Below are 24,831 nucleotides of genomic sequence, written 5' to 3' on the forward strand. Positions count from 1 at the left end.
CATCTCGGACAGGAGGATGCCGTGACCGGCATCGGCACCACCCCGCAGGCGCGCCCACCGCGCAGAGCCTGGCGCACGACCCTGGCCGGCGCCCTGGTCACCGTGCTGGCAGCCACCGGCCTGGCCGTCGTCGCCACCACCGGCGCGCAGGCCGCCACCGTGGACACCAGCGCCTGGTACGTCCTGGTCAACCGCAACAGCGGCAAAGCCCTGGACGTGTACAACTTCTCCACCGCCGACGGCGGCCGCATCACCCAGTGGACCCGGGGCACCGCCAACAACCAGCAGTGGCAGTTCGTCGACTCCGGCAACGGCTACTACCGGATCAAGTCCCGCCACTCCGGCAAGGTCCTCGACGTCTACAACCTCTCCACGGCCAACGGGGCGTCGGTCGTGCAGTGGGCCGACGGCAACGGGACCAACCAGCAGTGGCGGCTGGCCGACTCGACCGACGGCTACGTCCGGTTCATCAACCGCAACAGCAACAAGGCCCTGGAGGTGCAGGGCGCGTCGACCGCCGACGGAGCCAACATCGTCCAGTACGACGACTGGGGCGGCAACAACCAGCAGTGGCAGCTCGTGCCGGTCGGCAGCACGCCGCCGCCGTCCAGCCCGCCGCCGGGCGGGACCTTCACCAACCCGGTGCTGTGGCAGGACTTCGCCGACATCGACATCATCCGGGTCGGCGACGCCTACTACTACTCCGCCTCCACCATGCACTACTCACCCGGCGCGCCGATCCTGCGCTCGTACGACCTGGTCAACTGGGAGTTCGCCGGGCACTCGGTGCCGGTGCTCGACCATTCGAGCGCGTACAACCTCAGCGGCGGGCGCGCCTACGTCAAGGGCATCTGGGCGTCGACGCTGAACTACCGCCCCTCCAACAGCACGTTCTACTGGATGGGCTGCATGGAGTTCAACAAGACCTACGTCTACACGGCCTCGGCCGTCGACGGGACCTGGTCGAAACGTTCCACGATCAACAACTGCTACTACGACGCGGGGCTGCTCGTCGACGACAACGACACGATGTACGTCGCGTACGGCAACAGCAACATCAGCGTCGCGCAGCTGTCGGCCGACGGGCTCAGCCAGGTCCGCACCCAGCAGGTCTTCAGCACCCCGTCATCGGTCGGCACCCTGGAGGGGGCCCGGTTCTACAAGCGCAACGGCAGCTACTACATCTTCCTCACCCGGCCCGCCAACGGGCAGTACATCCTCAAGTCGTCCAGCCCGTTCGGCCCGTACACGATGCAGCAACTGCTGCTCAACCTGCCCGGACCTGTCTCCGGCGGCGGCGTGCCCCACCAGGGCGGCCTCGTCCAAACCCAGAACGGCGCCTGGTACTACATGGCGTTCGTCGACTCCTACCCCGGCGGGCGCATCCCCGTGCTCGCCCCCGTCACCTGGACCGCCGACGGCTGGCCGCAGATCCAGCTCGTCAACGGCGCCTGGGGCACCAGCTACCCCAAGCCGCTGACCACCCGCACGGTCAAACCGATGATCGGCACGGACACGTTCAGTGGCACGGCACTGGGACCCCAGTGGGAGTGGAACCACAACCCCGACACCAGCCGGTACGCCGTCAACAACGGTCTGCGCCTGCAGACCGCGACGGTCACCGGCGACCTCTACAGCGCCCGCAACACCCTCACGCACCGCATCCAGGGGCCGACCTCGACGGCCACGATCCAGCTCGACTACTCGACGATGCGCGACGGTGACCGGGCAGGCCTGGCGATGCTGCGCGACTCCTCGGCGTGGATCGGCGTCAAACGCGACAACGGCACCACCCGCGTCGTCATGACCAACGGCCTGACCATGGACAGCAGCTGGAACACCACCGGCACCGGCACCGGCACCGAGAACGCCTCGGCGGCGATCTCCGGCGGGCGGATCTGGCTGCGCGCCAACGCCGACATCAGACCCGGCAGCGGACGCCAGGCCCGCTTCTCCTACAGCACCGACGGGACCAACTTCACCTCGCTGGGCGCGGCGTTCACGCTCAACAACGCCTGGCAGTTCTTCATGGGCTACCGGTTCGCCATCTTCAACTACGCCACCCAGGCCCTAGGCGGCGCGGTGACGGTGTCCCGGTTCGACCTGACCACGCCCTGAACGACGCTCGCACGCGGCTCGGCACCCGCCGAGCCGCGTGCGCCGCGCTACGGCGTGCTCACCAGCCGGTAGCCGACGTCGGCCGTGCCCGTGGCGTCCGGGCTGCCGTGGCGCTCCTGCCACGCCCCACTGTCCAGATCGGCGCGCAGCCGCCGCATCGCCTCGTCCACCCGGACCGGGTCGAGCTTGGCCAGCGACGAGATCGAAGCCCGGACCGCCGGGTCGAGATACGCGTGGGGCCGGTTCCAGTACGCGGCCAGGAAACCGTCGGTGCAGTCGTGCGGCACCGGCAGCGCCGTCACCCGCGCCGGGGCCAGTTCCCGGCTGATGAACTCGCAGGTGGCCAGCCCTCGCTCGGCGTCGGCGATCTCGGGCAGGTAGTCGGCGACCAGCCAGAACCGCGAAATGACCGCGGGATCCCAGGTGACCACCACCTGGCGGCGCGAGACGCGGCGCAGCTCGGCCAGCCCGCGCGCGGGGTCCGTCCAGTGGTGCACGGTGAGCACGGCCAGGCCGGCGTCGAAGCTCCCTTCGGCGAAGGGCAGCCGCTCGGCGACGGCCCGTACCACGGACGCGCTGCCCGGCCGACGCTGCGCGATCATCACCGGCGACGGCTCCACCGCGAGCACGGCCCGGTCCACGGGCTCGTAGGAGCCGGTCCCCGCCCCCACGTTGACCACGGTGCGGGCGTCACCGAGCGCGTCGTCGATGATCGCGGCCAGACGGGGATCGGGGCGGCGCTGCTCGGCGTAGCCGGTGCCGAGAGTCCGGTAGGGATCGCTCATCCGTTGTGCATACCAGCAGAAGGTCCTCAGCCGGGTGCGGGTTCGGGTGTCACTGCGGCAGCGGCTGCCCTGCGGCCTCGGCCACCATGTACGCGGCGTACCAGGTCGGCCAGTCGGGATCCGCCGCGCCGATGCGCTTCTCGTGCTCGCCGTGGGCCTCGGAGGCGCGCCGCATCGCGTCGGCCAGGTCGGTCGCGGTGGCGTACGTGGTTTCCCCTGGATCGACCCGGCCGGGCAGCCGATCGGTGACCTCCTGCATCACCCAGGTGTTGCCGTCGGGGTCGGCGAACTCGGCCCGCGAACGGTAGGTGCCGCGCTCGGGATCGGGCCCGGTGATCGGCCCGTCGGGGCCGAGATGGAAGACCTCCCCGACGTCCACACCCGCGGCGACCAGCGCCTCGCGGGCCCGCACGATGTCGCTGACGATCAGGAACGCCTTGGCCGAACCGGGTGTCGCCGAGGTGAGGCCCGTGCCGAAGTGGACCGAGCAGCCGGAGCCGTGCGGCGTCAACTGCACGACGCCCGATCCGGGCGGGGTCTGGTCCGAGCGCCAGCCCAGGCGGCCGTAGAACTGCTCCGCCCTGGCGACGTCGGTGACCGGGAGCACCACCACCTCCAGCTTCATGTCGACGTCGCCGACACGGGCAGGCGAGCCATCGGTCGTGCTCATCGCGTCCTCCCAGAGATCGACATCATGCTCCTGACGATACTGGCGAAGCGGTCGAAACATTCCTTATAACGCCATTATCCTGATAAGCATTCATGTCGCAGCCGAGAAGCGCGCAGCCAGCCCAGAGCCGGGCCGACTGCCAGGAGAGGTTCTGCCATGACCACGTACCACGTCGGATACTTCGTCGGCAGCCTGTCGTCGACCTCGGTCAACCGGGAACTGTCCCGCGTGCTGATCCGGCTCGCGCCGGAGGAGCTGTCGTTCACCGAGATCCCGATCGGCAACCTGCCGCTGTACAGCCCCGACCACGACGCGAACTACCCGCCCGAGGCGGTCGCGCTCAAGGACGCCATCCACCGCTCGCAGGCGATCCTGTTCGTCACCCCGGAGTACAACCGCTCGATACCGGGTGCGCTGAAGAACGCCATCGACTGGGCGTCGCGGCCGTGGGGCAAGAACTCGTTCGACCACATCCCGGCGGCGGTCATCGGCGCGTCCATCGGCCAGATCGGCACCGCGCTCGCCCAGCAGGCGCTGCGCGGCGTCCTCAGCTTCTGCAACGCCCGGCAGATGACCGCACCCGAGGCCTACATCCAGTTCAACAACACGCTGTTCCCCGGTGACGGCATCGTCGTCGACGAGGCCGTCAAGACGTTCCTGGCCGACTACATGGTGGAGTTCCGCGACCACATCGCGCGGGTCCTGTCGGTCCTGCCCCGCCAGGGCCGCGACGCGGGCTGACCGTCGCACCGGTCACGCGGTGGCGAAGTCGGCCACCGCCACGTACTCGCCACCCTCGGCCAGTTCGACGGCGCCGACCTGGGTGAGGCCGCAGTCACTGATGATCTCGCGATGGCCTGGGCTGTCCATCCAGGCGTCGACCGCCTGCCGCGCGTCCCCGGTGCCCCGCGCCCAGTAGAGGATCTCGCCGGTCGCCGACGCCGGGTATCCGGTGGCCGAGATGCGCTGCCCGGCGGTGCTGCCGTCGGAACCGGTGTGGTCGCGTACGCCGTGGTCGAGCATGTCCCGCGCATGGCGGCGCGCCGCCTCGGCCAGTCGCGGGTCACCGGACAGCGCCGGGCAGGACAGTTCGGCGCGCCGCTGATTGAGCAGCACCAGCAGGGGATCGCCGGTCTCCGGCCGCGAGGGCTCGGCCTGACCGCCGCCGCACGCGGCGAGGTGGAGCGCCAATCCGGCGGCGAGCACCTTTCGCACCATGGCTCGCCGATGCCCGAGCCCGTCGTCCGGGAAACAGGGCGGCCCGCTCCCCTGCCGTCACGCCATCGGGCCGTACACCACGTTCCAGGCCGTGGCCATGGTCGCCGCGTCCGACAGGTCTGGTGCGCCGTAGGCCAGCGCCGCCCCCCGCAGCGCGCCGTACGCCGACTCCCACGGCTCCGCCACGACCTCCTCGCCGTCGCCGTCGACGGTCCACGCCTGTGGGCCGCCCCGCGAGCGGGCACTGTCGCGTACCAGTTGGTGCAGCAGCCCGGACCCGGACCCGATCGGCGATCCCGCGCCGCCCGTCCGTGGTCCGGCCAGCCAGCGCTGCCAGGCCGACCGGCAGGCCTGCGGCGCGGCGCGGTGCCGGGCCGCCGCCAGGCGGTACGCGGTCGCCTCGTCCAGCGCCCGCGCGGCGTCGAGCACCCGCGCGACCGCGTCGCCGTGCGCTCCGAACGGCAGCCCTGGAGGCAGTTCCTCCAGCACGTCGACACTGGTGGCGTGCGTGTAACCGGCACCGGGGCGGATGGGGGCCACAGCGGCGGCCAGGGCCGCCCGTTCCGGCTCGGACGCGGTGGGCACGGCCCGTACCCGTAGCAGCCGTCCCGGCCAGCGGTTCACCAGGACCCGCTCCGGTGTCTCGTACACCACCAGCCACGGGGGCGACAGCGCGGGCATCCGTATCCGGCCGCCGACCCGGGCCTGCTCCGGAGCCGCCCGGTCGACCCACAGGTAACCCGACATGGCCTGCCTCCCGGCGCTCGTCCACCCTGGAGTGTCGGCGGTGCGTGGCGCGCTCGGACGCGACGCACCATCCTGTCAGCATGACCACGCACACGCACTCCCGGCCGCGACTGCTCGTGCTGCGGGCAGGCCACCTGTTCGACGGCGGCGGCGGACCCCTGCTCGCCGCCCCGTCCGTGGTCGTCGACGGCGGCCGGATCGTCTCGGTCACGAGGGGTCCAGCAGGCCTGCCCGACGGTGCGGACATCGTCGACCTGCCCGGGGCCACGCTGCTGCCCGGTCTCGTCGACACGCACGTGCACCTGGCGTTTGACGCCTCCGCCCAACCGGTCACCCGGCTGGCCGAACGCGACGACGCGGCGGCCTACGAGGCGATGTGCGCGGCGGCCCGCTCGGCCGCGGCCGGGGGCGTCACCACCGTGCAGGACCTGGGCGACCGCGGCTACCTGGCGCTGCGGGTGCGTGCGGCGGCGCGGGACGGCGACCATACGCTGCCCGAGGTCGTAGCCGCGGGCGTGCCGATCACGACCCCCGGCGGGCACTGCCACTTCCTCGGGGAGACCGCCGCCGGGGCCGCGGACCTGCGGGCGGCGGTGCGGGCACGGGCCGACCGGGGCGTCGACGTCATCAAGATCATGGCCAGCGGCGGGCACATGACGCCCGGCAGCCGCCCGGAGGTGGCGCAGTACTCCGTGGACGAGTTGCGGGTGGTGGCCGAGGAGGCGCACCGGCTCGGGCTGCGGGTCACCGCGCACGCGCACGGCACATCGGCGGTGGTGGCGGCGGTTCAGGCCGGTGTCGACAGCATCGAACACGCCACCTTCATGACCGCCGACGCGGTCGACGAGATCCCCGCCGGGCTGCTGGACGTGATCGTGTCGCGCGGCATCGCGCTGAGCCTCACCTTCGGCACCCGCGTGCTGGACGGGCAGACAGTGCCGCCGAGCATCGCCACCCGGATGCCGGGGTTCACTGCCAACGCGGGCCGGATGCGCGCCGCGGGGGCGCGGATCGTGATCGGCACCGACGCGGGCATCGCCCCGGTGAAGCCGCACTTCGTACTGCGCCACGCGGTGCCGCAGCTCGCACCGCTGGGCATGGGCGGCGCGGAGGCGCTGCACGCGGTGACGGCACGGGCCGCCGACGTCATCGGCCTGGGTCATCGCAAGGGGCGGCTCGCCGCCGGGTACGACGCCGACATCCTGGCGGTGTCCGGGAATCCGGTCGCCGAGCCCGCCGCGGTCCACCGCCTGCTGGCCGTCTACGTGCGGGGTAAGCGGGTGCCCGGCCCGCCTGCCGGCTCGTGTTGACAGACGTTCCCGGCAGCGACCGCGTCGACCCAGGCGATCATGCGGACACCGTGCACGCCACGGATGGCGCTCAGGTCGACGGCGTCGTCACGCAGGCCCATTCGCTGCTGGCGGCCGGGGCGTAGGCCGATACGCCGCCGGAGTGGTAGGCGCGGACCTTGAAGCACATGTAGGTGCCCGCAGCCAGCCCGTCCCACTGGTAGGTCGTCGTGTCGGCGCCGACGTTGCGTGAGGTGTTGCCGTTGGTGATGGTGAAGCCGGTCTCGTCGGCGGCGTTGTCGCTCCACTGCAGGCGGATCGTCCCGGCGTCGACCGCCGTCGCCGACAGGTTCGTGGGCGCGGCCGGTCCCGATCCGTCCAGGCTGGTCGCGCAGACCCAGTTGCCCTGCGCGGCCGGGAAGTACGCCGTCACGCCGGACGCGTCGAAGGCCCGGACCTTGAAGCACGAGTGGGTCGCGGGCGACAGCCCGGTCCAGTCGTAGCTGGTGGTGTTCGCCGGGACGTCGTGCGAGGTGTTGCCGTTGATGACGGTGAAGCCGGTCTCGCTCGCCGACCGGTCCCGCCACCGCAGGCGGATCGTGTCGGGGCCGACCGCTGTCGCGGTCAGGTTGTTCGGGGCGACCAGGGACCGGGCCACCCGCGCCTTCGGGCTCGCGGCGCTGGCACTGGGCACCGGACTGGTGACGGCAGGACTGGTCGGCACGCCGACCGTGTCGTCGCGTCCGGCGGGGCTCGGGACGGAGCCGCTCGGGCTCGCCGCGACGTTCGGTGACGGGGTATCCGGGGATTGGCTGAGCACGAACGCCGTCGCCGCGACGGCCGCGACGATCAGGCCGGCGGCGACGGGCAGCAGCAGCCGCCGACCGCCTCGCCTGTCCGGGACGGTCTGGCGGCGTGTCGGCACCGGGGCCACGGCCTGGGGCCGGGTCGGCAGCGACGCCGTCGCCTGCTCCCCCGGCACCGGGGCCGACGCTTCGCGAGCCGCGGCGGCGAGCGCGGCGGCTGACGGCCAGCGCTGCGCCGGGTCCTTGGCCATGGCCCGTGCCACGATCGCCCGGACGGCGGGTGGCACGTCGGGCGGCAGCGGGTCCGGTGCGTCGTGGACGTGGCGCAGGGCGAGTTCGACCATGCTGTCCCCGGCGAACGGCAGCCGCCCGGCCAGGCACCGGTAGGCGACGACGCCGAGCGCGTAGATGTCGGTGGCGGGGGTGGCGGGGTGGCCCATGGCGCGTTCCGGCGCGAGGTATCCGGCGGTGCCCACCAGCATCCCGGTGGTGGTGAACCCGGCCGCGCCGGCCGACCGGGCGATGCCGAAGTCGGTGACGAGCGTGCTGCCGTCGGGGCGTACCAGCAGGTTGCCGGGTTTGATGTCGCGGTGGGTGACGCCTTTGGCGTGGGCGGCGTGCAGGGCGTCGGCGGCCTGCGCGACCAGGCGCATCGTGGCCGCGGCGTCGAGGCGCCCGACCCGGGCCAGGGTCTGCGCCAGCGACTCGCCGTCGATGAACTTCATGACCAGGTAGACGCCCGCGGCCGGGTCGTCACCGAAGTCGTGCACCTCGACGACGCCGGGGTGGCTGATGGTGGCCATGATGCGGGCCTCGGTGCGGAACTGGTCGACGAAGTTCGGCTCGTCGGGCCGCCCGTCGAGCAGGCACTTGACCGCGACGACGCGGTCCAGGACCTGGTCGTGGGCCCGCCACACCTCACCCATGCCGCCGCTGCCGACGCGCTGGTCGAGCCGGTACCGTCCGGCCAGCACCGTTCCCGCTTGGACCACTGCGACCACCTTCACAGGCCAGATCCTTGAAGTCCACATCGACTGGCAGTAGGTTACGGCCCCCGTTCGCGATCTTCAGCCCGGGTGCCCCGATCCACCGCACGGCCGGCCGCCGCGCCGCACCGCACACCGCCTTTCATAGACGTTGGCCTATCTAGATGAGTTCGATCTTGTTCCAGTCATCCAGATAGGCCAACGTCTATTGCGAACGGGGAGGTCACATGGAACTGCTGATCATCGCGGCGGGCTCGCGGGCGGCATCGCCGTCGGCGCGATCGTCAGCCCGACCGACGCGGTGGCGACCGCCATCGCCAAGCGGCTCGATGCCCCGACGGCAGCGTCTATCCCCCGGAGGTGCTCGCCCGCGTACGAACCGATGTCGTTCGCGAGGACGCCACCGCCGACCTGGACGCGCTGGAGGTCCCGGGTGATCCGGGAGTACCGCGAGCTCAGGTTGCGGGTCATCGAGCGGCAGCGGTCGGCGTTGCTGGACGCGCGGTCCACCGGCCGGTACGACTCGCGCGAACTGGAGAAGGTGCTGGACACCCTCGACGCCGAGCAGATCATGGTCGAGTCGCGGACGGCGTCGGTCGCCGACGACTGGAGTTACTTCTGATAGCCGAAGTTGTCGCAGGTCCGGCGCTGCTGTACGCAGTTCTTGGTGCGCTTGTTCATGGCGTCGACGTCCCACATCACGAACGCGTCGCCGTGCATCGACGACGCGCTCTTGCCGTCCTTGTCGGAGGCGAGGTAGAAACCGGCCGCGCTGCCCTGTGCGCCGTACGCGATGTCGAAGGTGATGGCGGGGATCTTCACGGGGTGGCTGCGCGGGCAGGCGTTGCCGCGGCCGAACGACACGTGCGCCTTGTGGTCGGGGCTGTCCAGGTGCTTGGCGTCCCAGCAGTCCGGGAACTGCATGATGTAGTGCAGCGTGGCCTTGCCGTCACAGATGGGCCAGTTGCCGTTGCTGCTGCGCGCGACGCCGTTCACGTCGCCCGGACCGTAGTAGGCGCAGAAGAACTGGCCGTTCGCCCCGCGCGGGGTCGGCTTGCTCTTCTTGGCGTCGCCGACGATCATGCGCAGGCCGTTGGGCATCGGCTGCTGGTTCGCCGAGGTGGTCATCAGCGACCGGTAGTACACCCGGAAACCGGTCGTCTCGACGGGCTTGCCGGTCGCGTTGTCGTACAGCGTCGGCACCCAGTACGAGGAGTGGTCCTCGGTCGGCTTGCAGGTGGTGGCCGTGAACCTGGTCAGGTCGGCGGCCCTGGTCCGCGCGTCGACGGCCTTGTTGCCGACGAACGAGTGCATGTGCGACGCGCCCGGCAGCCCGGGGGCGACGATCGGGTCGTCGGGCAGCGAGTGGCTGTAGGTGCAGTCGGCCCGGAACTCGGGCAGGTTGCCCACCCCCGCCGGGACCGGGTCGATCTTCCTGTTCCGGTACGCGTCGACCTGCGCCTGCCATGACTTCTGGTCGACGGGGACCCAGCCGGGTTTCGCGGGTTTGGCGGTGACCGCGGACGGCGACGGCGACGCCGGCGACGACGCTGGAACCGGTGCCGCCGACGCGGCCGCCGACGCGGGACCCGGGGCCGCGTTCGACGCCTCCGGCGCGTCGGCGGCGAACAGGGCACCCGCCGCGACGGCCGTCACCACTGCCAGTCCCCCGGCGACGACCAGCAGGTTGCGCCGGTTGCGGACCGGGCGCGGGTCGTTGCTCGGCTCATCCCACACGGCTGACTCCTGACACGGGCGGCTCTCATGAACGCAGGCATGGTAGCCGCTGGCCCGCCGGGTCCCGCGCCGCACGACCACAAAGGATGCTCCGCCAGCCGTCACGCGCGGACCTTGCCCGCCCTGTCCGGGCGTATCGCGACGGTGCAAGATGTCCTCCGTGAACACCCCGACGCGCAGCCTTCCGGTGACCGGTGAGCAACCGCCGCCGGAGGCCCGCGGCCGCCACCGGCCGGGTCTGCGGGGCAGGCTCGCGGACTCGGCCTCGCCGTCTCCGGGCCTGGTCGCCGTGGTGATCGTGGTGACCTGGCTGGCGGTGCTCGCGGAGTCGACGCTGGTGCCGGTCAACCCCGCGCTGCACCGGGTGGCCCTGTTCGTGCACCTGGCCTGCCTGGTCGTCGGGTTCGGCGCGGTGGTCGCGGTCGACTGGTTCGCCCTGAAGTGGCTGCTGCGGCGCTGCCAGCTGCGGCAGGTGCTGGCCGTCGCCGACCAGGTGCACCTGCTGATCTGGCTGGGCCTGGCGGGCCTGGCCGCCAGCGGCGGGCTGCTGCGGCCGGACCTCGGGGCGACCCTGACCCAGATCAAACTGCTGCTGGTGCTGCTGGTGGCGCTCAACGGGGTGCAGGCGACCGCGCTGCACCGCAGGATCGCCGCGTACACCGGCCCCGTGCCCCGGTCGCTGCTGGCCCGCTCGGTGCTGGCGGCGCTGGTGTCGCAGGGCGGCTGGTGGGGCGCGATGGCGATCGGATTCCTCAGCAGCCACCCGGCGTGACCCGGTCGGCCCTCTACCTGGGAGAACCTTTGCGTACCGAAGAACAGGCAGCCCCGCACCGTGGCTGGACGGCCCGGCTGGGCCGTCTCGGCCCGGTCCTGATCGCGGTGCCGGTCGTGCTGGCGATCGCGGTGGTCTCGTTCATCGTCACCGACGCCGGTGAGGCCTCCGCGCCGCAGAGCGCGCCGACGCGAACGGTCGCGACCGCCAGCCCGTCGGCCGTGTCGCCGGTGGCCCCGGCCTCGGCGAAGCCGTCGCCGAAACCGGCCAAGCCGGGCTGGATCGCGGTCGACCCGGACGAGCAGAAGGCCCGGACGGCGGCGTTCTTCGCCCGGAGACCGGCGACGGTGACCGGCAGGCCGGTGAAGGTCCCCGAGTTCCACGCCACCTGCACGGTCAGCCACCACGCCGACGACGACCCGATCGTCTTCCCGGGCCTGCCCGGCGCGTCGCACAACCACACCTTCTGGGGCAACAAGACCGTCGACAGCCGGACCACGGCCGCGTCGCTGCGTTCCGGTGCGACGACCTGCAATCCCAAGCAGGACCGTTCCGGGTACTGGATTCCGACGCTGTACCGCGACGGCAAGGTCGTCGACCCGGACGAGATCACCGTCTACTACGGCTCGCGGCTCAAGGACCCGAGCCGGACCCAGCCGTTCCCGTATGGGCTGCGCATGGTCGAGGGCGACGCGAAGAAGAAGTCCGACCCGAACGGCAACCGGTTCTGGTGCGCGGGCATCGGCGGCGAGACCGGCCGCTCGAAGGACGGCGTGTTCCCGGTCTGCGCGCCCACCGCGCACATCGTCCGCCAGATCACGTTCCCGGACTGCTGGGACGGCAGGCACCTGGACAGCCCCGACCACCAGGCGCACATGTCCGGGGCGCTGCACACCGGGGTCTGCCCGCGCAGCCATCCGGTGCCGATCCCGTCGGTGTCGTTCGTCATCTCGTACAAGGCCCTCAGCGCCGACACCGACGGCATCACCCTGTCCTCGGGCAACTCCTTCTCCATGCACGCCGACTTCTTCAACGGCTGGGACGACGACGCGCTCGCCGCCCGCGTCCGCAACTGCCTGGACCAGGGCGTCAAGTGCAACGCGGCGGGCGGGTTCTGATCGCCGGGGCCCGGTGCGCGTTCGCGGGAACGCCCACCGGGCACGCACAGACGGCTACGCGGGCCGAACTTCCGGCCGCGCCGACGGCGGGGGCGTGAACGACACGTCGTCACCCGGCCACCGAACTATGCTCGCGATCATGGCTAACACGAGCTGGAAACTGGGTGGGGACCTCGACGTCGGCCGGGTCGGTTACGGGGCGATGAAACTGACCGGCTGGCCGCAGGGCGGGCGGCCGGACCGTGACACGGCGCTGGCGATCCTGCGGCAGGCGGTCGAGCGGGGCGTGAACCACATCGACACGTCGCACTACTACGACCGCGACGGGGTCGCCGCCAACGAGCTGATCAGGACGGCGCTGCACCCGTACCCGGCGGATCTGGTCCTGGTGACCAAGGTGGGCGCGCTCGTCGAAGGCTCGGACATCGCCCTGCCGTCGGCCGAGCAGCAGGGGCTGAGCGCGGACGGGCTGCGCCGGGGCGTGGAGGCGAACCTGCGCTCGCTGGGTGTGGACCGGCTGGACGTGGTGAACCTGCGCATGGGCGACCGGGGCCACGACCGCTCCGCGATCGCCGCGCCGCTGGAGACGCTGATGGCGCTGCGTGAGGAGGGGCTGATCCGGCACCTCGGCATCTCCAACATCGGCACCGCCGAGTTCGAGACGGCGCGCACCATCGCGCCGATCGTCTGCGTGCAGAACCGGTACAACATCGCCTACCGCGACGACGACGCGCTGGTCGACGCGTGTGCGGCGGCGGGCGTGGCCTACGTGCCGTTCTTCCCCGTCGGGGGCTTCCAGCCGCTGACGGCCGAGCACCTGAACACCGTCGCCGAGCGGCACGGCGCGACCGTCGCGCAGGTCGCGCTGGCCTGGCTGCTGGCCCGCTCGCCGAACATCCTGCTCATCCCCGGCACCGGATCACCGGCGCACCTGGCGGAGAACATCGCCGCGGGCGAGCTCGCCCTCACCGGCGAGGACCTGGCGCTGCTCGGCTGACGAGCGGGCGTCAGCTCACGACGCGGAACCGGTGGTGGACACGGGAACGTCCGCCGTCCGGCTCCGCCGGTGCCGGGCCACGACCGTGAGCAGCCCGTACGCGGCAGCCCCGCCGACCAGCAGCGGACCCAGCACGACGAGTCCCAGGTCGCTGTGGTCCCCGGACGGGCCCGGGCCGGTGAACAGCGTCGCCACGATCACCGCCGTGACGCCGCCGACCCCGGCGAGGCCCGCCACGAGCAGTGCCCGAACCGACTCCCACCGGCCGAACAGGCAGGCCAGCGCGGCCGTCACCGGGCCGAGCAGCAGCGCCGAGACCAGCGACAGGTCGTTGCGCGCACCGTAGTCCAGTGGGAGGTCCAGCGCGCCGAGCACCGGCGGGTCGATCGCCGACGCGCTCGCACCGACCACCAGCAGGGTCCCGACCACGGCCGTGCCGACGGCGACACCCGGTGTCGACGCGCGGCCCGACGCGAGACGGGCGGCCAGCACGCTGAGGGCCGCGCCGAGCACGACGCCCGTGATCACCGCCTGCGCGGCGGACCCCGAGGCGTCACCGACCAGGTTCAGGTGCTGCGCCCGCGCCGCCTGCGCCATCGCCAGCGGCAGGACGGTGGCGGCGCCGAGCGCCGCAGCGACGACCGGACGCCAGGTGCGCTCGTCGTTGATCAGCCGGGCCGCCAGCGCCGCGAGGACGACGGCCGTCATGCACAGCCACAGCAGGTTGCGGAAGTTCAGCAGCCAGTCGTTGTCGCTGCCCGCGTCGAACCGGCGGGTGAAGTCCAGCACGCCGACGCCGAGCGCCGCCGCCACCTGGGCCCAGGCCAGCGCCGCGCCCAGCGCCGCGGCTACGAGCGGTGCGAACCAGCGCGGGCGGGCACGGTGAACCGACATGGCCCGAAGTTAGCCAGCGGCACGAGCGGCGTCAACATGGCTCGATATGACACGCCGCGGACGCGTCGGCCGCCAACCGGGTGATCATCCCTGACCGCGACCGGCGGGCGGTGCCAGCAGATGGTGCAGCCCCAGGTCCGGGGGCGGGGGCAGCGGAGCGGCGGGCTCGGCCCGGAACGACTGCAGCAGGTACGCGGTCAGCCGCCGGGACGCGGCCGCCGCGTGGGCCGGGGACAGCGCGGCGACGGCGTTGTTGGCGACCAGCAGCAGGACCAGGTCGGCCTGGGCGAAGTCGGCGCGCAGCCGCCCGGCCGCCTTGGCGCGCCGGGTGAGTGCGGCGAAGCCGTGCTCGGCCAGGTCACGGCGCCGGTCGTGGTCGACGGCGTCGGGGAACATGGCCAGGAACGCGGCGGTGAACCCCCGGTCCGCGGCCTGCATGGCGCACAGCTTCTCGACCAGCAGCACGAAACCGCGCCAGGGGTCCGGGTCGGCCAGCGCCTCGTCGAGCGCGCCGACACAGGTCGTGAACTGTTCGGCGAAGACCTCCCTGATCAGCGCCTCCCGGGTCGGGAAGTGCCGGTACAGGGTGGCCACGCCGACGCCGGCGCGGCGGGCGACGGCGGCCATCGGCACGTCGACACCCTGGCGGGAGTAAGCGTCGCGGGCGACGTCGAGGATCTGGGCCCGGTTGCGCACCGCGTCGGCCCGCTGCCCGCCAGGCTGCCCGTCGGCGGGGAGCGGTATCCGAGACGAACCGGCACTCATGCTTCTCACCTTAGCGCAAACGGATACCCCCGTCCGTTTACCAGGTTACGCTCGCCGCTCGAAGCCCCGCGCCACTGCGGGCGGAACGGATACGAGTGATGGACCAGATGCGTGCGGCCATGTACGACAGCTACGGCCCGCCGGAGGTGCTCTACGAGGGCAGGGTGCCCACCCCGGTCGCGGGGCCGGGTGAGGTGCTGGTGCGGGTGCACGCGGCCAGCGTCAACGGCGGCGAACTGGCAGGGCGGGCAGGCCGGCTGCGGCTGGCGACCGGGCTGATCAGCCGGGGCTTTCCGAAGCGCACCGGGATGGACTTCGCGGGCGAGGTCGCCGCGGTCGGCGCGGGGGTGTCCGGCCACCGCGTCGGCGACCGGGTGTGGGGCGGGCTCGGCCGCAGGTTCGGCAGCGCCGCCGAGTTCGTGGCCGTACGCCCGGAGCTGATCGCACCGGCCCCGGCCGGGATGGACCTGGTCGCGGCGGCGGCGCTGCCCGGCGTCGGCACGACGGCGATCACGGCGCTGCGGGACAAGGCCCGGCTGCGGGCGGGCGAGCGCCTGCTGGTGCGCGGCGCGAGCGGCGGCGTCGGCAGTGTGGCGGTGCAGCTGGGGCGGGCGTACGGGGCACACGTCACCGGCCTGGCCGGTGCCCGCAACCTCGACCTGGTCCGCGAGCTCGGGGCCGACGAGGTGCGCGACTACGCCACCACCGAGCTGTCCGAACTCGGCCGGTTCGACGTGGTCCTGGACACCGTCGGCACCGCGCTGCCCACCCTGCGGCGGCTGCTGGCCCCGGGCGGGCGCATGGTCGCGATCAGCTTCGACATCGACCGGCTGCTGCCGTCGCTGGGCTACCTGTTCGCGTCGAGTGTCTTCGGATCGCGGCGGGTGCGCTTCTTCAGCGGCAACCCGACCAGCGGCCTGTTCGCCGACCTGACCGCGTACGTGGACGGCGGTGCGGTGCGGCCGGTGGTGGGCGGCGTCTACCCGCTGGCCGACGTCGCGGGGGCGCACCGCGCGCTGGAGGCGGGCGGCGTCGGCGGCAAGATCGTCGTCCAGGTCGGGTGACGCAGGTTCGGGCTACCATCCGCCCCGGCGGCCCGTGCCGGGACGCCGACCGGGATCGGAGGCGCGGCAATGTCGATGCACTACGTCGAGGATCTGGTGTCCGCATCGGTCGAACTGCTCGACGCCCGTCACCCGCCCGACGACGACCGGCTACGCGGCTGGTTCACGGCCCTGTACGCGTTCCAGTCCGGATACGACTGCTCGTTCACCCAGGGCCGGGTGCTGGACATCCTGCTGCGGCGGCGGCACACCTACCGGTTCGCGCTCGCGGAGCACCCGGACTACGCGGCGCGGCGTGCGTTCTTCGACGGGCTGACCGCGTTCCAGGGGCTGCGCGAGTTCGACGAGGACGACGACGACTTCGACGGCTACGACAGCTGGCTGGAGGACGGCTACGTCGACCCGCCGTGGCTGTACTGCGAGGCGGGTTCGGCGCTGTGGCGGCGGCTGGTGGAGGCCGGGCGGCTGGCGGGCCGCGACGCGGTCGCACCGCAGCGGGTAGCGCTGATCGACGTGGTGGCGGAGGTGGCCGCCGCGGCCGAGCAGACCGGCGACCTGCGGCTCATCGCCGAGTGGTACGGCCTGGGCCATGCCGCGCTCGTCGACGGCACCCCGCTGACGGCCGACGACCTGAGCGAGATCACGGGCGTCACGCGGCTGCGCGAGATCGTACGGCGGTCCGGCGCGGGGGCGGTGTCGCTACCGGACGGCTACCGCCCCACCGAGGACCAGCTCGAGATGCTGGACGACGAGCGCGAGACCTGGTGGTACGAGGTCATGCCGGCCTGATCGGGCGCTCAACCCGCGGACGCGTCCGGCAGTCGCGGCGGGCAGCTCCCGCCGGGCGCGGTCCGCAGTTCGAAGTGCCAGATCTCGTTGGCGTACACCTGGCAGAGCCCGTAGGCCGGGCCGTGCCGCTGCAGCCACCGGTCCGCCTCGACCGGCCCGATGTCGACGGCCCTGCCGGTGACATGGCTGGACCGGTCGGGGGGCAGCACCTGCCTGCGCGCCTCGTCCGAGCCGTGCTCGGCCACGGCTTCGTCGAGCAGGTGCTGCTGGTGGCGGGGGCTGCGCCAGCCGGAGTTGACCTGCAGTTCGACCCCGTCGCGGCGGGCGTCCCGGGCCGCCTGCCGGACGGCGGCCAGCAGTGCGGGGTCGAGCCGGTCGAGCGCAGGACGGCCGTCGTCGAACGGGGACACCGGCCGGTCCAGCGCGCCGTCGCTCGCGGTGGTGCCGTCAGCGGCCGAGGCGACGGCCCGGTAGGCGGGAACGGCCGTCAGCACGGCGGCGGCGGCGATGCCGACACCGAACCGCAGGGTCTTCGAGGGGCGCGGGGATGGGCAGGACATGTGAACTCCTTACGGTCACCGGCGTTCCGCTCGGTGACATTGGGGAGTTCACTTGACCACGCAGCGTGTTATCGGGACGTGACCCGATCACCACACATGCCCTTAACATCGGCGATAAGCAGCCAGATGGGGTGCTACCGGTGGGGTTCAGCGGGTCGGGTCATGAACCTCGCCCCGGATGATGAACGTCAACGGGGTGCCCTGTCCGAGTGCGACCCCGGTCACGCCCGTGCCGGTCACCTTCAGCGCCTGGCCGCCGAGCACCACCTCGTACGGCGCGGCGGTTCCGCGCAGCACGACCCGCTGCTCCCGGCGGGAGCCGTCGCAGGCGGTGACGGTGAACCGGTCCCCGTCGCGCACCGCGCAGCCGAGCTCGCCTGAAGTCCCGGGCTGGGCGGTCTTGAGGAAGTACTCCTCGCCCTCAGGGGTGAGCGGGATGAGCGCGAACTGCGCGTCGTCGGTGGCGGACTGCTCTCCCACCGCCGACAGCGAGCGGTCGGGCAGGACGGTGAGCAGCGGGTAGCCGCCGGTGGTGGTCGCCTGCAGCCATACCGCCTGATCCCGGTTCGGCACTCCGTCGCCCGGCACGGCCGACGGGTCGACCTTCGGGGTGACCACCGGCGAGGGCGACGCGGACGGCGACGCGGAGGCCGACACGACCGGGCGGGGCCGTTCGGTCGCCGGGGTCAGTTCCGGCGAGCCCTGGCCGAACTGGGTGACGTACACCCCGGCGAACACCGCGACCACGGCCAGGCCGCTGGCCGCCGCGGCCAGCCGTCCATTGCGCCGCCGTTGCGCGCCCCGGTGCCGGGCCTGCTCGGCGCCGCTCAGCCGCCCGATCCGGGCACCGTGGTCGGCGAGCGCGGCCAGATTACGGTCCAGGCCCCTTTCGTCCTCGCCGCGCTGCTCAGCCATGACTGCCGTCCTCTCCTGTGATCGTCTGGTGCGGGATATGACCGGGTTCGGGATGGTCGCTGAGCCAGCCGGCCAGTGCCCGCCGCCCGCGCAGCAGCCTGGCCTTGATCGTGCCCTGGGGGGAGCCGACCTCGGCGGCGACCTCGGCCACGCTCAGGCCGACCAGGTGGTGCAGCACGATCGCGCGGCGCTGCTCGGCGGGGATCTGGCGCAGCGCGTGGACCAGCGCCACGTGGTCCGGGCCGAGGCCCGCGAGTTCCTGTTCGGGGGTGGCGCGGTGGTGGGCGCGCATCCGGTTGACCGCCTTGCGCCAGGTGCTGATCGCGATCCGCGACGCGGTACGCCGCACCCAGGCCTCGGGGCTGTCACACTCGCGCACCTGCCTCCAGCGCTGCCAGGCCCGCGCGTACGCCTCGGCCACCGCGTCCTCGGCCTCGGCCCGGCTGCCCGTCATGGTCCACAACTGGCCCAACACCCTCCAGGACGTATCGGCGTAGAAGGCGTCGAACTCCTCGATGTCGGACATCAGGCCTCCACGATCGCGGCCGCCACCGACCGGTCGTCCCGGCCCTCCCCCGCGTCGCCGCACTCCGTCAGCATCGTGCGACCCACCGCGCATCCGAGCCTTGCATCTGCGTCCCCTCCCACGATCGTGCTCCGGCCGGAGCGGTTCACTGACGCCCGGCCGTACCCCCCGGTTGCATGCGATCTTCGAAACGTGACCCGGAGCGCCCACGGGGTGGGACGGCGCGCCCCACATCGCCGGTCTGCCGTCCTCCGACCAGGCATTAAAAGGTCCACCCGGTGCCGCACCCACCGAATCGCCGCGGACGACGTACCTTTGCCGCATGGGTTTGGGTAGTCGGTTGAAGCAGAAGCTGCGCACGTTCATGGAGCGCCCGGGTACGACGGTCAGTTTGAGCCGTTACGAGGCTATCCTGCCGAAGATCCGGGACCTGGAGGACGAGCTCGAGGCATTGACCGATGCCGAGTTCACCGAGCGGGCGCTCGGGCTGCGCGACGACGTCAGCGGGCCGGAGGACGGCGAGCCGGTGGTCACCGCGGCCACGCCGCTGTCCATCGACGAGCGCGACCTGATCGAGATCTGCGCGATGGGCCGCGAGGCCGGCCGCCGCGCCCTCGGCGAGCGCGCCTTCGACGTGCAGCTGCTCGGCGCGATGGCGATGATGCAGGGCAACGTCGTGGAGATGGCCACCGGCGAGGGCAAGACCCTGGCCGCCGTCATCGCGGCCTTCGGCTACGTCGTACGCGGCTCGCGGGTGCAGGTGCTCACCGTCAACGACTACCTCGCCGACCGCGACGCCCGCTGGATGGGCCCCGCGTACCGGCTGCTCGGCCTGACCGTCGGCTCCGTCGGGGAGGGCGACGCCCACGACGAGCGCGCGGCGGCGTACCGGTGCGACGTCACCTACGTGTCGGTCAGCGAGGCCGGTTTCGACTTCCTGCGCGACCAGCTCGTGCTGCGGGCCGAGGACGCGGTCATGCCCGGCCTGTACACGGTGATCATCGACGAGGCGGACTCGATCCTGATCGACGAGGCCCGGGTGCCGCTGGTGGTGGCGGGCAGCCTCACCGACGGCGGGTCGGACGCGAGCGCAGCCGCGCTGCTGGTGGCCGGGATGCGGCAGGGCCGCGACTTCGAGGTCGTCGACGACGGCCGCAACGTGCAGCTCACCGACGCCGGTGCGGCGCTGGTCGAGCGCGCCTGGGGCGGGCTGCACCTGTACGCGCAGGAGAACCTGAACAAGCTCACCGCGGTCAACCTGGCCCTGCACGCGCGGGCGCTGCTGGCCGTGGACGTGGACTACATCGTCAAGGACGACCGGATCGCGCTGGTCGACGAGTTCCGGGGCCGGGTCGCCCGCCGCCGCCGCTGGCCCGACGGGCTGCAGGCGGCGGTCGAGGCCAAGGAGGGCCTGACCGCGACCGACGAGGGCGAGATCCTGGCCACGATCACCGTGCAGGCGTTCATCGCGCTCTACCCCACCGTGGCGGGCATGACCGGCACCGCCTCCACGATCGGCGACGAGCTGCGCGAGTTCTACAAGCTCGAGGTCGCGGTCATCCCGCCGAACACGGAGAACATCCGGGTCGACGAGCCCGACCGGGTGTACGCGACGATCGAGGAGAAGGAAGAGGCGCTGATGGCCGAAGTGGCCGAGGCGCACGAGACGGGTCGTCCGGTGCTGGTCGGCACCCTCGACGTCGCCGAGTCGGAGCGGCTCGCGGCGGCCCTGCAGGAGCACGGCATCGACTGCGCGGTGCTCAACGCCAAGAACGACGCGCACGAGGCCGCGGTCATCGCCGAGGCGGGCCGCCGGGGCGTGGTCACGGTGTCCACGCAGATGGCGGGCCGGGGCACCGACATCCGGCTCGGCGGCAGCGACGGCGAGGACCGCGCGGCGGTCGCCGAACTCGGCGGCCTGTACGTCATCGGCGCGGGTCGGCACGACAGCCGCCGCGTCGACGACCAGCTGCGCGGCCGGGCCGGCCGGCAGGGCGACCCGGGCGGCTCGATGTTCTTCGTCAGCCGCGAGGACGAGCTGATCGTGCGGCACGGCGACGGCATCGGCGGCACGACCGCCGGGGACGGCCGGGTGACCGGCCCGGCCGTGCACTGGGCCGTCGGGCACGCCCAGCGCGTCGCCGAGGGCGTCGACTTCGAGATCCACCGCAACACCTGGCGGTACGGCGTACTGGTCGAGCAGCAGCGCCAGGTGCTCGCCCTGCGCCGCAAGGCCCTGCTCACCACCGACGCCGCAGCGCAACTGCTGCGCGAGGACCACACCCGCTTCCCCGCCGATCCCGACGCCGTCGCCGAGGCGGACCTGCCCGCCGACGCCGACGCCGACGACCTGGCTCACGCCGGGCTGGAGATGACCACGGTCGCGGAACGCTACGCCGAGGTCGTGAACCTCATCGGCGAGCAGGCCGCCGAGGAGGCCGTACGCCAGATCGCGCTGTACCACCTGGACCGGGGCTGGGCCGACCACCTGGGCATGCTGGCCGACGTGCGCGACGGCGTACACCTGCGCGCGCTGGGCAGGCAGGACCCGCTGGACGAGTTCCACCGGCTGGCCGTGCCCGCGTTCAGCCAGATGCTCGACGGCGTGAACGCCGCCACGGCGGAGACGTTCCTGGCCGCCCGGATCGACAGCCCCGACTGGACCCCCGCCGAGGTGGGCCTCGAACGCCCCAGCGCCACCTGGACCTACATGGTCCACGACAACCCGTTCGGCTCAGAGATCGAACGCTTCATCTCCGGCATAGCCAAGGCCGTCCTGGGCCGCTGACCGCGCCCCCAGCGCACCCCGCCGCGCTGGCCCGGCTGCCCTCCTGCGGCAACTCTTAAAGACTTGCGGCCTCCAGGTGACCTGGAGGCCGCAAGTCTTTAAGAGTTGCGAAACAGGGCGGGGCTCTCGCCGTACACCGATCACTGGACGCTGCGGACGGTGCCGCCGTCGACGCGTAGCGTCGCGCCGCTGATGTAGCTTGCCAGCGGGCTGGCCAGGTAGGCCACCGCCGAGGCGATCTCGTCCGGCCGCCCGAAGCGGCCGGTGTCGTTGGGCACCCAGTCGGCCGTGGCGGCCCGCTCGATCTCGTCCGGGGTCTCACCCCAGCCATGCGTAGGCGCGAGCCGCACCAGCAGGTCCCGGACCGCGTCGACCATGATCGCGCCGGGGGCGACGACGTTGGACGTCACGCCGGTCCCGGCAAGGTCGCGGGCCAGCGACACGGCGAGGTTGTGCCGGGCGGCCAGCGTCGCGGTGTAGTGGGGCTGGTCGGCCGTCGGCTGTCCGGCCAGACCGCCGCCGATCTGGACGACGCGGCCCCAGCCGCGCTCGCGCATGCCGGGCACCAGGTGCTGGATCATGCGTACCCCGGAGATGACGTTGACCTCGTACAGGCGCGCCCAGGCGGCGGGGGCGGCCTGCGCCCAGCCGATGGGGTCGTAGCCGCCCGCGTTGTTGACCAGGATGTCGATCGGCCCTCGTGCGGTCGCGGCACCGGCCACGGTGGCCGCACCGGCATCCGTGGCCAGGTCGCCGACGGCGATGTCGGCCGATCCTCCGTCGGCGCGGATGGCGTCGGCGACGTTGACGGCGCGCTGTTCGTCGCGGCCGTGCACGACCACTGTCGCGCCTTCAGCGGCCAGCCGCCGGGCGATGGCCTCACCCAGCCCGGAGGTGCTTCCGGTGACGAGCGCCCGCTTGCCCGTGAGTTGCAGATCCATGATCTCCCCCAGTGGTGTTCGATTGGATGTCTACGACCGTAGACCGCACTGACCTGCAATGTCTACACTAGTAGACATGAGTGTGACGCAGCAGCCACGCCGCCGGGACGCGGCGGCCACCCGTGAGGCGATCCTGAACTCGGCGATCGAGGCGTTCACCCGCGCCGGATACGACGGCGCGGGTGTTCGCGAGGTCGCCGCCGCCGCCGGAGTCACGGCGATGCTGGTCAACCGCTATTTCGGGTCCAAGGAGCAGCTGTTCGCCGAGGTCGTGAACCGGTCCTTCGCCCCGCCCACGATCGTGGGCGACGACCCGGCGGAGCTGCCCGCGCAGATCGCGCGAGCGCTGGTCGACCGCACCGACCCGGCCGCAGCGCAGTTGAGCCCGTTCCTGCTGATGCTGCGCTCGGCGGGCAACCCGCGCGCCGCCGAGATCATGCACGACGCCATCGCCGGTCACGCCGGATCACGCCTGACCGGCCTGCTCGACGGAGCCGACGCCGACCAGCGGGCCGAACTGATCCTCGCCCTGATCGCGGGCGTATGGCTCATGCGCTCCGTCATCGCCACACCAGCACTCACCGGCGCCGACCCTGCGGCCCTCACCGCCCGGCTGACCATCGCCCTGCAGGCGCTGAGTGGACCCGGCCACTGACGCCGCCACGCCGACCCGGCGGAGGGGTACGAAGATGCTTGAAGGAATGTCGGCGGCGCGTGTCGGATCGCGGCAGCCTCGTTCGTAGCAGGGGTGAAGGCCGCCGAGGGGCGGCGGCCCGATGACAGGAGATGGTTGCGATGGCGCAGTACCTGGTTTCCGTGCTGTTCGACTCGGACGCGCTGGCCACCGACGAGGAGATGGCCGCGATCGATGTCTTCAACGACCGGCTGCAGGCCGACGGCCACTGGGTCTTCGCCGCCGGCCTCGCCTCACCCGACTCGGCCACCGTCATCGACGGCCGGGGCGGCGAGCCGGTGTTCACCGACGGGCCCTTCCTGGAGTCGAAGGAGCACGTCGCCGGTCTGTGGATCATCGAGGCCGACGATCTCGACGTGGCACTGCGGCTGGCCGCCCAGGGGTCGAAGGCTTGCAACCGCCGGGTCGAGGTGCGGCCCCTGCTGAGCGCATGACCGACGTCGGCGAGGCGATCACCCGGGTTCACCGCGCGGAGTGGGCCCGGCTGGTCGCGACCCTGGCCAGGCGATTCAGCGACCTCGACGTCGCCGAGGAGATGGCCGCCGAGGCGTTCGCCACGGCCGTCGAGCGCTGGCCGGTCGACGGCGTGCCGCCGAATCCGGGCGGCTGGCTCACCACCACCGCCCACCGCAAGGCCGTCGACCGGCTCCGGCGGGAGGTCAAGCGCGAGGAGAAGCACCAGGAGGCGCTGATGCTGGCCGACGTTCCCGAGCCGCTCGGCGCCATCGACGACGACCGGCTGCGCCTCGTGTTCACCTGCTGCCACCCGGCGCTGGCCATGGAGGTGCGGGTCGCGCTGACGCTGCGGATGGTCGGCGGGCTGACCGTGGCCGAGATCGCCCGCGCGTTCCTGGTGCAGGAGGCCGCCATGAGCCGCCGGATCACCCGCGCCAAGACGAAGATCAAGGACGCCCGCATCCCGTATCGCGTGCCGTCGCGCGAAGACCTCCCGGGCCGCGTCGGCGGGGTGCTCGCCGTCCTCTACCTGATCTTCAACGAGGGTTACCTGTCCTCGGACCCGGACAAGGAGGCGGTCCGCGGCGAGCTGACCGCCGAGGCGATCCGGCTGACCCGGCTGGTTCGCGAGCTGATGCCCGCCGACGGCGAGGTCGCCGGGCTGCTGGCTCTGATGCTGCTGACGGAGGCCCGCCGCACCGCGCGGGTGTCGGCGAGCGGCGAGCTGGTCGTGCTCGGCGAGCAGGACCGCGGCTCCTGGGACCGGGCGCTGATCGCCGAGGGGCATGCCCTGGTCCGGGCGCGGCTGAGGTCCGGGCAGCCGCCGGGCCGGTATCAGATCCTCGCCGCGATCAACGCCGTGCACACCGATGCCCGCGACGTACGCGACACCGACTGGTCGCAGGTCGTCGCGCTCTACGACCAGCTGGTGCGGCTGGACCCGTCGCCGATCGTGCGGCTCAACCGGGCCATCGCGGTCGCGGAGCTGGACGGCCCTCAGGTCGCGCTGGCGCAGGTCGACGGGCTGCCGCTGGAGGGTTACCACGCGTTCCACGCCACCCGCGCCGACCTGCTGCGCCGGCTCGGCCGCGGCGAGCAGGCGCGGGCGGCGTACGACCGGGCGATCGAGCTGGCGGGCAACACCGCCGAGACGGCGTACCTGCGCCGCCGCCGCGACCAGCTGCCGGGCCGGTGAA

25 protein-coding genes are annotated in these 24,831 nt (G+C 72.5%); 13 read left to right on the forward strand and 12 right to left on the reverse strand.

Translation table 11 applies throughout. The features are described from left to right. The first annotated feature begins 21 nt into the window (after positions 1–21). Entirely contained in the window at positions 22–2,118 is a 2,097-nt protein-coding gene (locus HAV40_RS02520; protein WP_409364970.1) for a family 43 glycosylhydrolase, read from the forward strand. A 47-nt stretch (positions 2,119–2,165) separates the two neighbouring features. On the opposite strand, the gene HAV40_RS02525 is transcribed toward HAV40_RS02520, so the two are convergent. Beyond that, positions 2,166–2,903 (reverse strand): class I SAM-dependent methyltransferase, encoded by a 738-nt coding sequence (locus HAV40_RS02525; protein ID WP_166378543.1) that lies wholly within the window; start codon positions 2,901–2,903, stop codon positions 2,166–2,168. 49 nt (positions 2,904–2,952) lie between these two features. Further along, positions 2,953–3,573, reverse strand: coding sequence for a VOC family protein (locus HAV40_RS02530; protein WP_166378545.1), 621 nt, complete (start codon positions 3,571–3,573; stop codon positions 2,953–2,955). 156 nt (positions 3,574–3,729) lie between these two features. On the opposite strand from HAV40_RS02530, the gene HAV40_RS02535 reads away from it, so the two are divergent. Next, positions 3,730–4,314: an NADPH-dependent FMN reductase gene (locus HAV40_RS02535; protein ID WP_166378547.1), complete on the forward strand. Its 585-nt coding sequence runs from the start codon at positions 3,730–3,732 to the stop codon at positions 4,312–4,314. A 12-nt stretch (positions 4,315–4,326) separates the two neighbouring features. Here HAV40_RS02535 and HAV40_RS02540 read toward each other — a convergent pair whose 3' ends face one another. Then, positions 4,327–4,791 (reverse strand): CAP domain-containing protein, encoded by a 465-nt coding sequence (locus HAV40_RS02540; protein WP_166378549.1) that lies wholly within the window; start codon positions 4,789–4,791, stop codon positions 4,327–4,329. Between the two features lie 57 nt (positions 4,792–4,848). Then, the gene (locus HAV40_RS02545) at positions 4,849–5,538 is read right to left on the reverse strand and encodes a hypothetical protein (RefSeq protein WP_166378551.1); all 690 of its coding nucleotides are present in this window, start codon (positions 5,536–5,538) and stop codon (positions 4,849–4,851) included. Between the two features lie 80 nt (positions 5,539–5,618). On the opposite strand from HAV40_RS02545, the gene HAV40_RS02550 reads away from it, so the two are divergent. Beyond that, positions 5,619–6,848 carry an amidohydrolase family protein gene (locus tag HAV40_RS02550; RefSeq protein ID WP_166378553.1) on the forward strand — a complete coding sequence of 410 codons (1,230 nt, stop codon included), beginning with the start codon at positions 5,619–5,621 and terminating at the stop codon, positions 6,846–6,848. A gap of 70 nt (positions 6,849–6,918) precedes the next feature. On the opposite strand, the gene HAV40_RS38250 is transcribed toward HAV40_RS02550, so the two are convergent. Next, entirely contained in the window at positions 6,919–8,625 is a 1,707-nt protein-coding gene (locus HAV40_RS38250; RefSeq protein ID WP_239086301.1) for a protein kinase domain-containing protein, read from the reverse strand. Positions 8,626–9,052: 427 nt separating this feature from the next. On the opposite strand from HAV40_RS38250, the gene HAV40_RS02560 reads away from it, so the two are divergent. Beyond that, positions 9,053–9,241, forward strand: coding sequence for a hypothetical protein (locus tag HAV40_RS02560; RefSeq protein WP_166378555.1), 189 nt, complete (start codon positions 9,053–9,055; stop codon positions 9,239–9,241). Here HAV40_RS02560 and HAV40_RS02565 read toward each other — a convergent pair. Then, entirely contained in the window at positions 9,232–10,356 is a 1,125-nt protein-coding gene (locus HAV40_RS02565; protein ID WP_166378557.1) for a DUF1996 domain-containing protein, read from the reverse strand. The two genes, HAV40_RS02560 and HAV40_RS02565, sit on opposite strands and share 10 nt — an antisense overlap. A gap of 160 nt (positions 10,357–10,516) precedes the next feature. Between HAV40_RS02565 and HAV40_RS02570 the strand changes: the two genes are divergently transcribed. The 3 genes from HAV40_RS02570 to HAV40_RS02580 all read left to right on the forward strand — a co-directional run bounded on the left by HAV40_RS02570 (position 10,517) and on the right by HAV40_RS02580 (position 13,243). Then, positions 10,517–11,128, forward strand: a complete 612-nt coding sequence (locus HAV40_RS02570) for a hypothetical protein (protein WP_203671353.1) — start codon at positions 10,517–10,519, stop codon at positions 11,126–11,128. Positions 11,129–11,157: 29 nt separating this feature from the next. Further along, a complete protein-coding gene (locus tag HAV40_RS02575) occupies positions 11,158–12,246 on the forward strand; it encodes a DUF1996 domain-containing protein (RefSeq protein WP_166378559.1) in 1,089 nt (362 codons plus the stop codon). A gap of 139 nt (positions 12,247–12,385) precedes the next feature. Continuing rightward, a complete protein-coding gene (locus tag HAV40_RS02580; protein ID WP_166378561.1) occupies positions 12,386–13,243 on the forward strand; it encodes an oxidoreductase in 858 nt (285 codons plus the stop codon). A 15-nt stretch (positions 13,244–13,258) separates the two neighbouring features. Here HAV40_RS02580 and HAV40_RS02585 read toward each other — a convergent pair whose 3' ends face one another. Beyond that, positions 13,259–14,137 carry a hypothetical protein gene (locus HAV40_RS02585; protein WP_166378563.1) on the reverse strand — a complete coding sequence of 293 codons (879 nt, stop codon included), beginning with the start codon at positions 14,135–14,137 and terminating at the stop codon, positions 13,259–13,261. Positions 14,138–14,221: 84 nt separating this feature from the next. Next, positions 14,222–14,902, reverse strand: coding sequence for a TetR/AcrR family transcriptional regulator (locus HAV40_RS02590; RefSeq protein ID WP_166378565.1), 681 nt, complete (start codon positions 14,900–14,902; stop codon positions 14,222–14,224). A gap of 98 nt (positions 14,903–15,000) precedes the next feature. Here HAV40_RS02590 and HAV40_RS02595 point away from each other — a divergent pair, with 98 nt between their 5' ends. Both HAV40_RS02595 and HAV40_RS02600 read left to right on the forward strand, forming a co-directional pair. Then, a complete protein-coding gene (locus HAV40_RS02595; protein ID WP_203671355.1) occupies positions 15,001–15,966 on the forward strand; it encodes an NAD(P)-dependent alcohol dehydrogenase in 966 nt (321 codons plus the stop codon). A gap of 69 nt (positions 15,967–16,035) precedes the next feature. Further along, on the forward strand, positions 16,036–16,755 hold the full coding sequence (locus HAV40_RS02600) for a hypothetical protein (RefSeq protein ID WP_203671357.1): 720 nt from the start codon (positions 16,036–16,038) through the stop codon (positions 16,753–16,755). 8 nt (positions 16,756–16,763) lie between these two features. On the opposite strand, the gene HAV40_RS02605 is transcribed toward HAV40_RS02600, so the two are convergent. The 3 genes from HAV40_RS02605 to HAV40_RS02615 all read right to left on the reverse strand — a co-directional run bounded on the left by HAV40_RS02605 (position 16,764) and on the right by HAV40_RS02615 (position 18,756). Further along, a complete protein-coding gene (locus tag HAV40_RS02605) occupies positions 16,764–17,315 on the reverse strand; it encodes a M15 family metallopeptidase (RefSeq protein ID WP_166378567.1) in 552 nt (183 codons plus the stop codon). Between the two features lie 147 nt (positions 17,316–17,462). Continuing rightward, entirely contained in the window at positions 17,463–18,230 is a 768-nt protein-coding gene (locus HAV40_RS02610) for a hypothetical protein (RefSeq protein WP_166378569.1), read from the reverse strand. Beyond that, positions 18,223–18,756 (reverse strand): sigma-70 family RNA polymerase sigma factor, encoded by a 534-nt coding sequence (locus tag HAV40_RS02615; protein ID WP_166378571.1) that lies wholly within the window; start codon positions 18,754–18,756, stop codon positions 18,223–18,225. Before HAV40_RS02615 ends, HAV40_RS02610 begins: the two co-directional genes overlap by 8 nt. A gap of 322 nt (positions 18,757–19,078) precedes the next feature. Here HAV40_RS02615 and secA2 point away from each other — a divergent pair, with 322 nt between their 5' ends. Then, a complete protein-coding gene (gene secA2, locus HAV40_RS02620) occupies positions 19,079–21,544 on the forward strand; it encodes an accessory Sec system translocase SecA2 (RefSeq protein WP_166378573.1) in 2,466 nt (821 codons plus the stop codon). Between the two features lie 140 nt (positions 21,545–21,684). Here secA2 and HAV40_RS02625 read toward each other — a convergent pair whose 3' ends face one another. Continuing rightward, on the reverse strand, positions 21,685–22,485 hold the full coding sequence (locus tag HAV40_RS02625) for an SDR family NAD(P)-dependent oxidoreductase (protein ID WP_166378575.1): 801 nt from the start codon (positions 22,483–22,485) through the stop codon (positions 21,685–21,687). A gap of 76 nt (positions 22,486–22,561) precedes the next feature. Between HAV40_RS02625 and HAV40_RS02630 the strand changes: the two genes are divergently transcribed. The 3 genes from HAV40_RS02630 (at position 22,562) to HAV40_RS02640 (ending at position 24,830) form a co-directional block, all read left to right on the forward strand. Further along, complete coding sequence (locus tag HAV40_RS02630) at positions 22,562–23,140, forward strand: TetR/AcrR family transcriptional regulator (RefSeq protein ID WP_203671359.1); 579 nt, start codon at positions 22,562–22,564, stop codon at positions 23,138–23,140. Positions 23,141–23,280: 140 nt separating this feature from the next. Continuing rightward, positions 23,281–23,613, forward strand: coding sequence for a YciI family protein (locus tag HAV40_RS02635; RefSeq protein WP_166378577.1), 333 nt, complete (start codon positions 23,281–23,283; stop codon positions 23,611–23,613). Next, on the forward strand, positions 23,610–24,830 hold the full coding sequence (locus tag HAV40_RS02640; RefSeq protein ID WP_166378579.1) for an RNA polymerase sigma factor: 1,221 nt from the start codon (positions 23,610–23,612) through the stop codon (positions 24,828–24,830). Before HAV40_RS02635 ends, HAV40_RS02640 begins: the two co-directional genes overlap by 4 nt. The last annotated feature ends 1 nt before the right edge of the window (position 24,831 follow it).

This window comes from Catellatospora methionotrophica, assembly GCF_011297335.1.
GTDB classification, from domain to species: domain Bacteria; phylum Actinomycetota; class Actinomycetes; order Mycobacteriales; family Micromonosporaceae; genus Catellatospora; species Catellatospora methionotrophica.

Coding starts and splice junctions, on each gene's coding strand:
- HAV40_RS02525 (WP_166378543.1), bottom strand. CDS start 2,903: ATGAGCGATCCCTACCGGACTCTCGGCACCGGCTACGCCGAGCAGCGC.
- HAV40_RS02530 (WP_166378545.1), bottom strand. CDS start 3,573: ATGAGCACGACCGATGGCTCGCCTGCCCGTGTCGGCGACGTCGACATG.
- HAV40_RS02535 (WP_166378547.1), top strand. CDS start 3,730: ATGACCACGTACCACGTCGGATACTTCGTCGGCAGCCTGTCGTCGACC.
- HAV40_RS02540 (WP_166378549.1), bottom strand. CDS start 4,791: ATGGTGCGAAAGGTGCTCGCCGCCGGATTGGCGCTCCACCTCGCCGCG.
- HAV40_RS02545 (WP_166378551.1), bottom strand. CDS start 5,538: ATGTCGGGTTACCTGTGGGTCGACCGGGCGGCTCCGGAGCAGGCCCGG.
- HAV40_RS02550 (WP_166378553.1), top strand. CDS start 5,619: ATGACCACGCACACGCACTCCCGGCCGCGACTGCTCGTGCTGCGGGCA.
- HAV40_RS02580 (WP_166378561.1), top strand. CDS start 12,386: ATGGCTAACACGAGCTGGAAACTGGGTGGGGACCTCGACGTCGGCCGG.
- HAV40_RS02585 (WP_166378563.1), bottom strand. CDS start 14,137: ATGTCGGTTCACCGTGCCCGCCCGCGCTGGTTCGCACCGCTCGTAGCC.
- HAV40_RS02590 (WP_166378565.1), bottom strand. CDS start 14,902: ATGAGTGCCGGTTCGTCTCGGATACCGCTCCCCGCCGACGGGCAGCCT.
- HAV40_RS02595 (WP_203671355.1), top strand. CDS start 15,001: ATGGACCAGATGCGTGCGGCCATGTACGACAGCTACGGCCCGCCGGAG.
- HAV40_RS02600 (WP_203671357.1), top strand. CDS start 16,036: ATGTCGATGCACTACGTCGAGGATCTGGTGTCCGCATCGGTCGAACTG.
- HAV40_RS02605 (WP_166378567.1), bottom strand. CDS start 17,315: ATGTCCTGCCCATCCCCGCGCCCCTCGAAGACCCTGCGGTTCGGTGTC.
- HAV40_RS02610 (WP_166378569.1), bottom strand. CDS start 18,230: ATGGCTGAGCAGCGCGGCGAGGACGAAAGGGGCCTGGACCGTAATCTG.
- HAV40_RS02615 (WP_166378571.1), bottom strand. CDS start 18,756: ATGTCCGACATCGAGGAGTTCGACGCCTTCTACGCCGATACGTCCTGG.
- secA2 (WP_166378573.1), top strand. CDS start 19,079: ATGGGTTTGGGTAGTCGGTTGAAGCAGAAGCTGCGCACGTTCATGGAG.
- HAV40_RS02625 (WP_166378575.1), bottom strand. CDS start 22,485: ATGGATCTGCAACTCACGGGCAAGCGGGCGCTCGTCACCGGAAGCACC.
- HAV40_RS02630 (WP_203671359.1), top strand. CDS start 22,562: ATGAGTGTGACGCAGCAGCCACGCCGCCGGGACGCGGCGGCCACCCGT.
- HAV40_RS02635 (WP_166378577.1), top strand. CDS start 23,281: ATGGCGCAGTACCTGGTTTCCGTGCTGTTCGACTCGGACGCGCTGGCC.
- HAV40_RS02640 (WP_166378579.1), top strand. CDS start 23,610: ATGACCGACGTCGGCGAGGCGATCACCCGGGTTCACCGCGCGGAGTGG.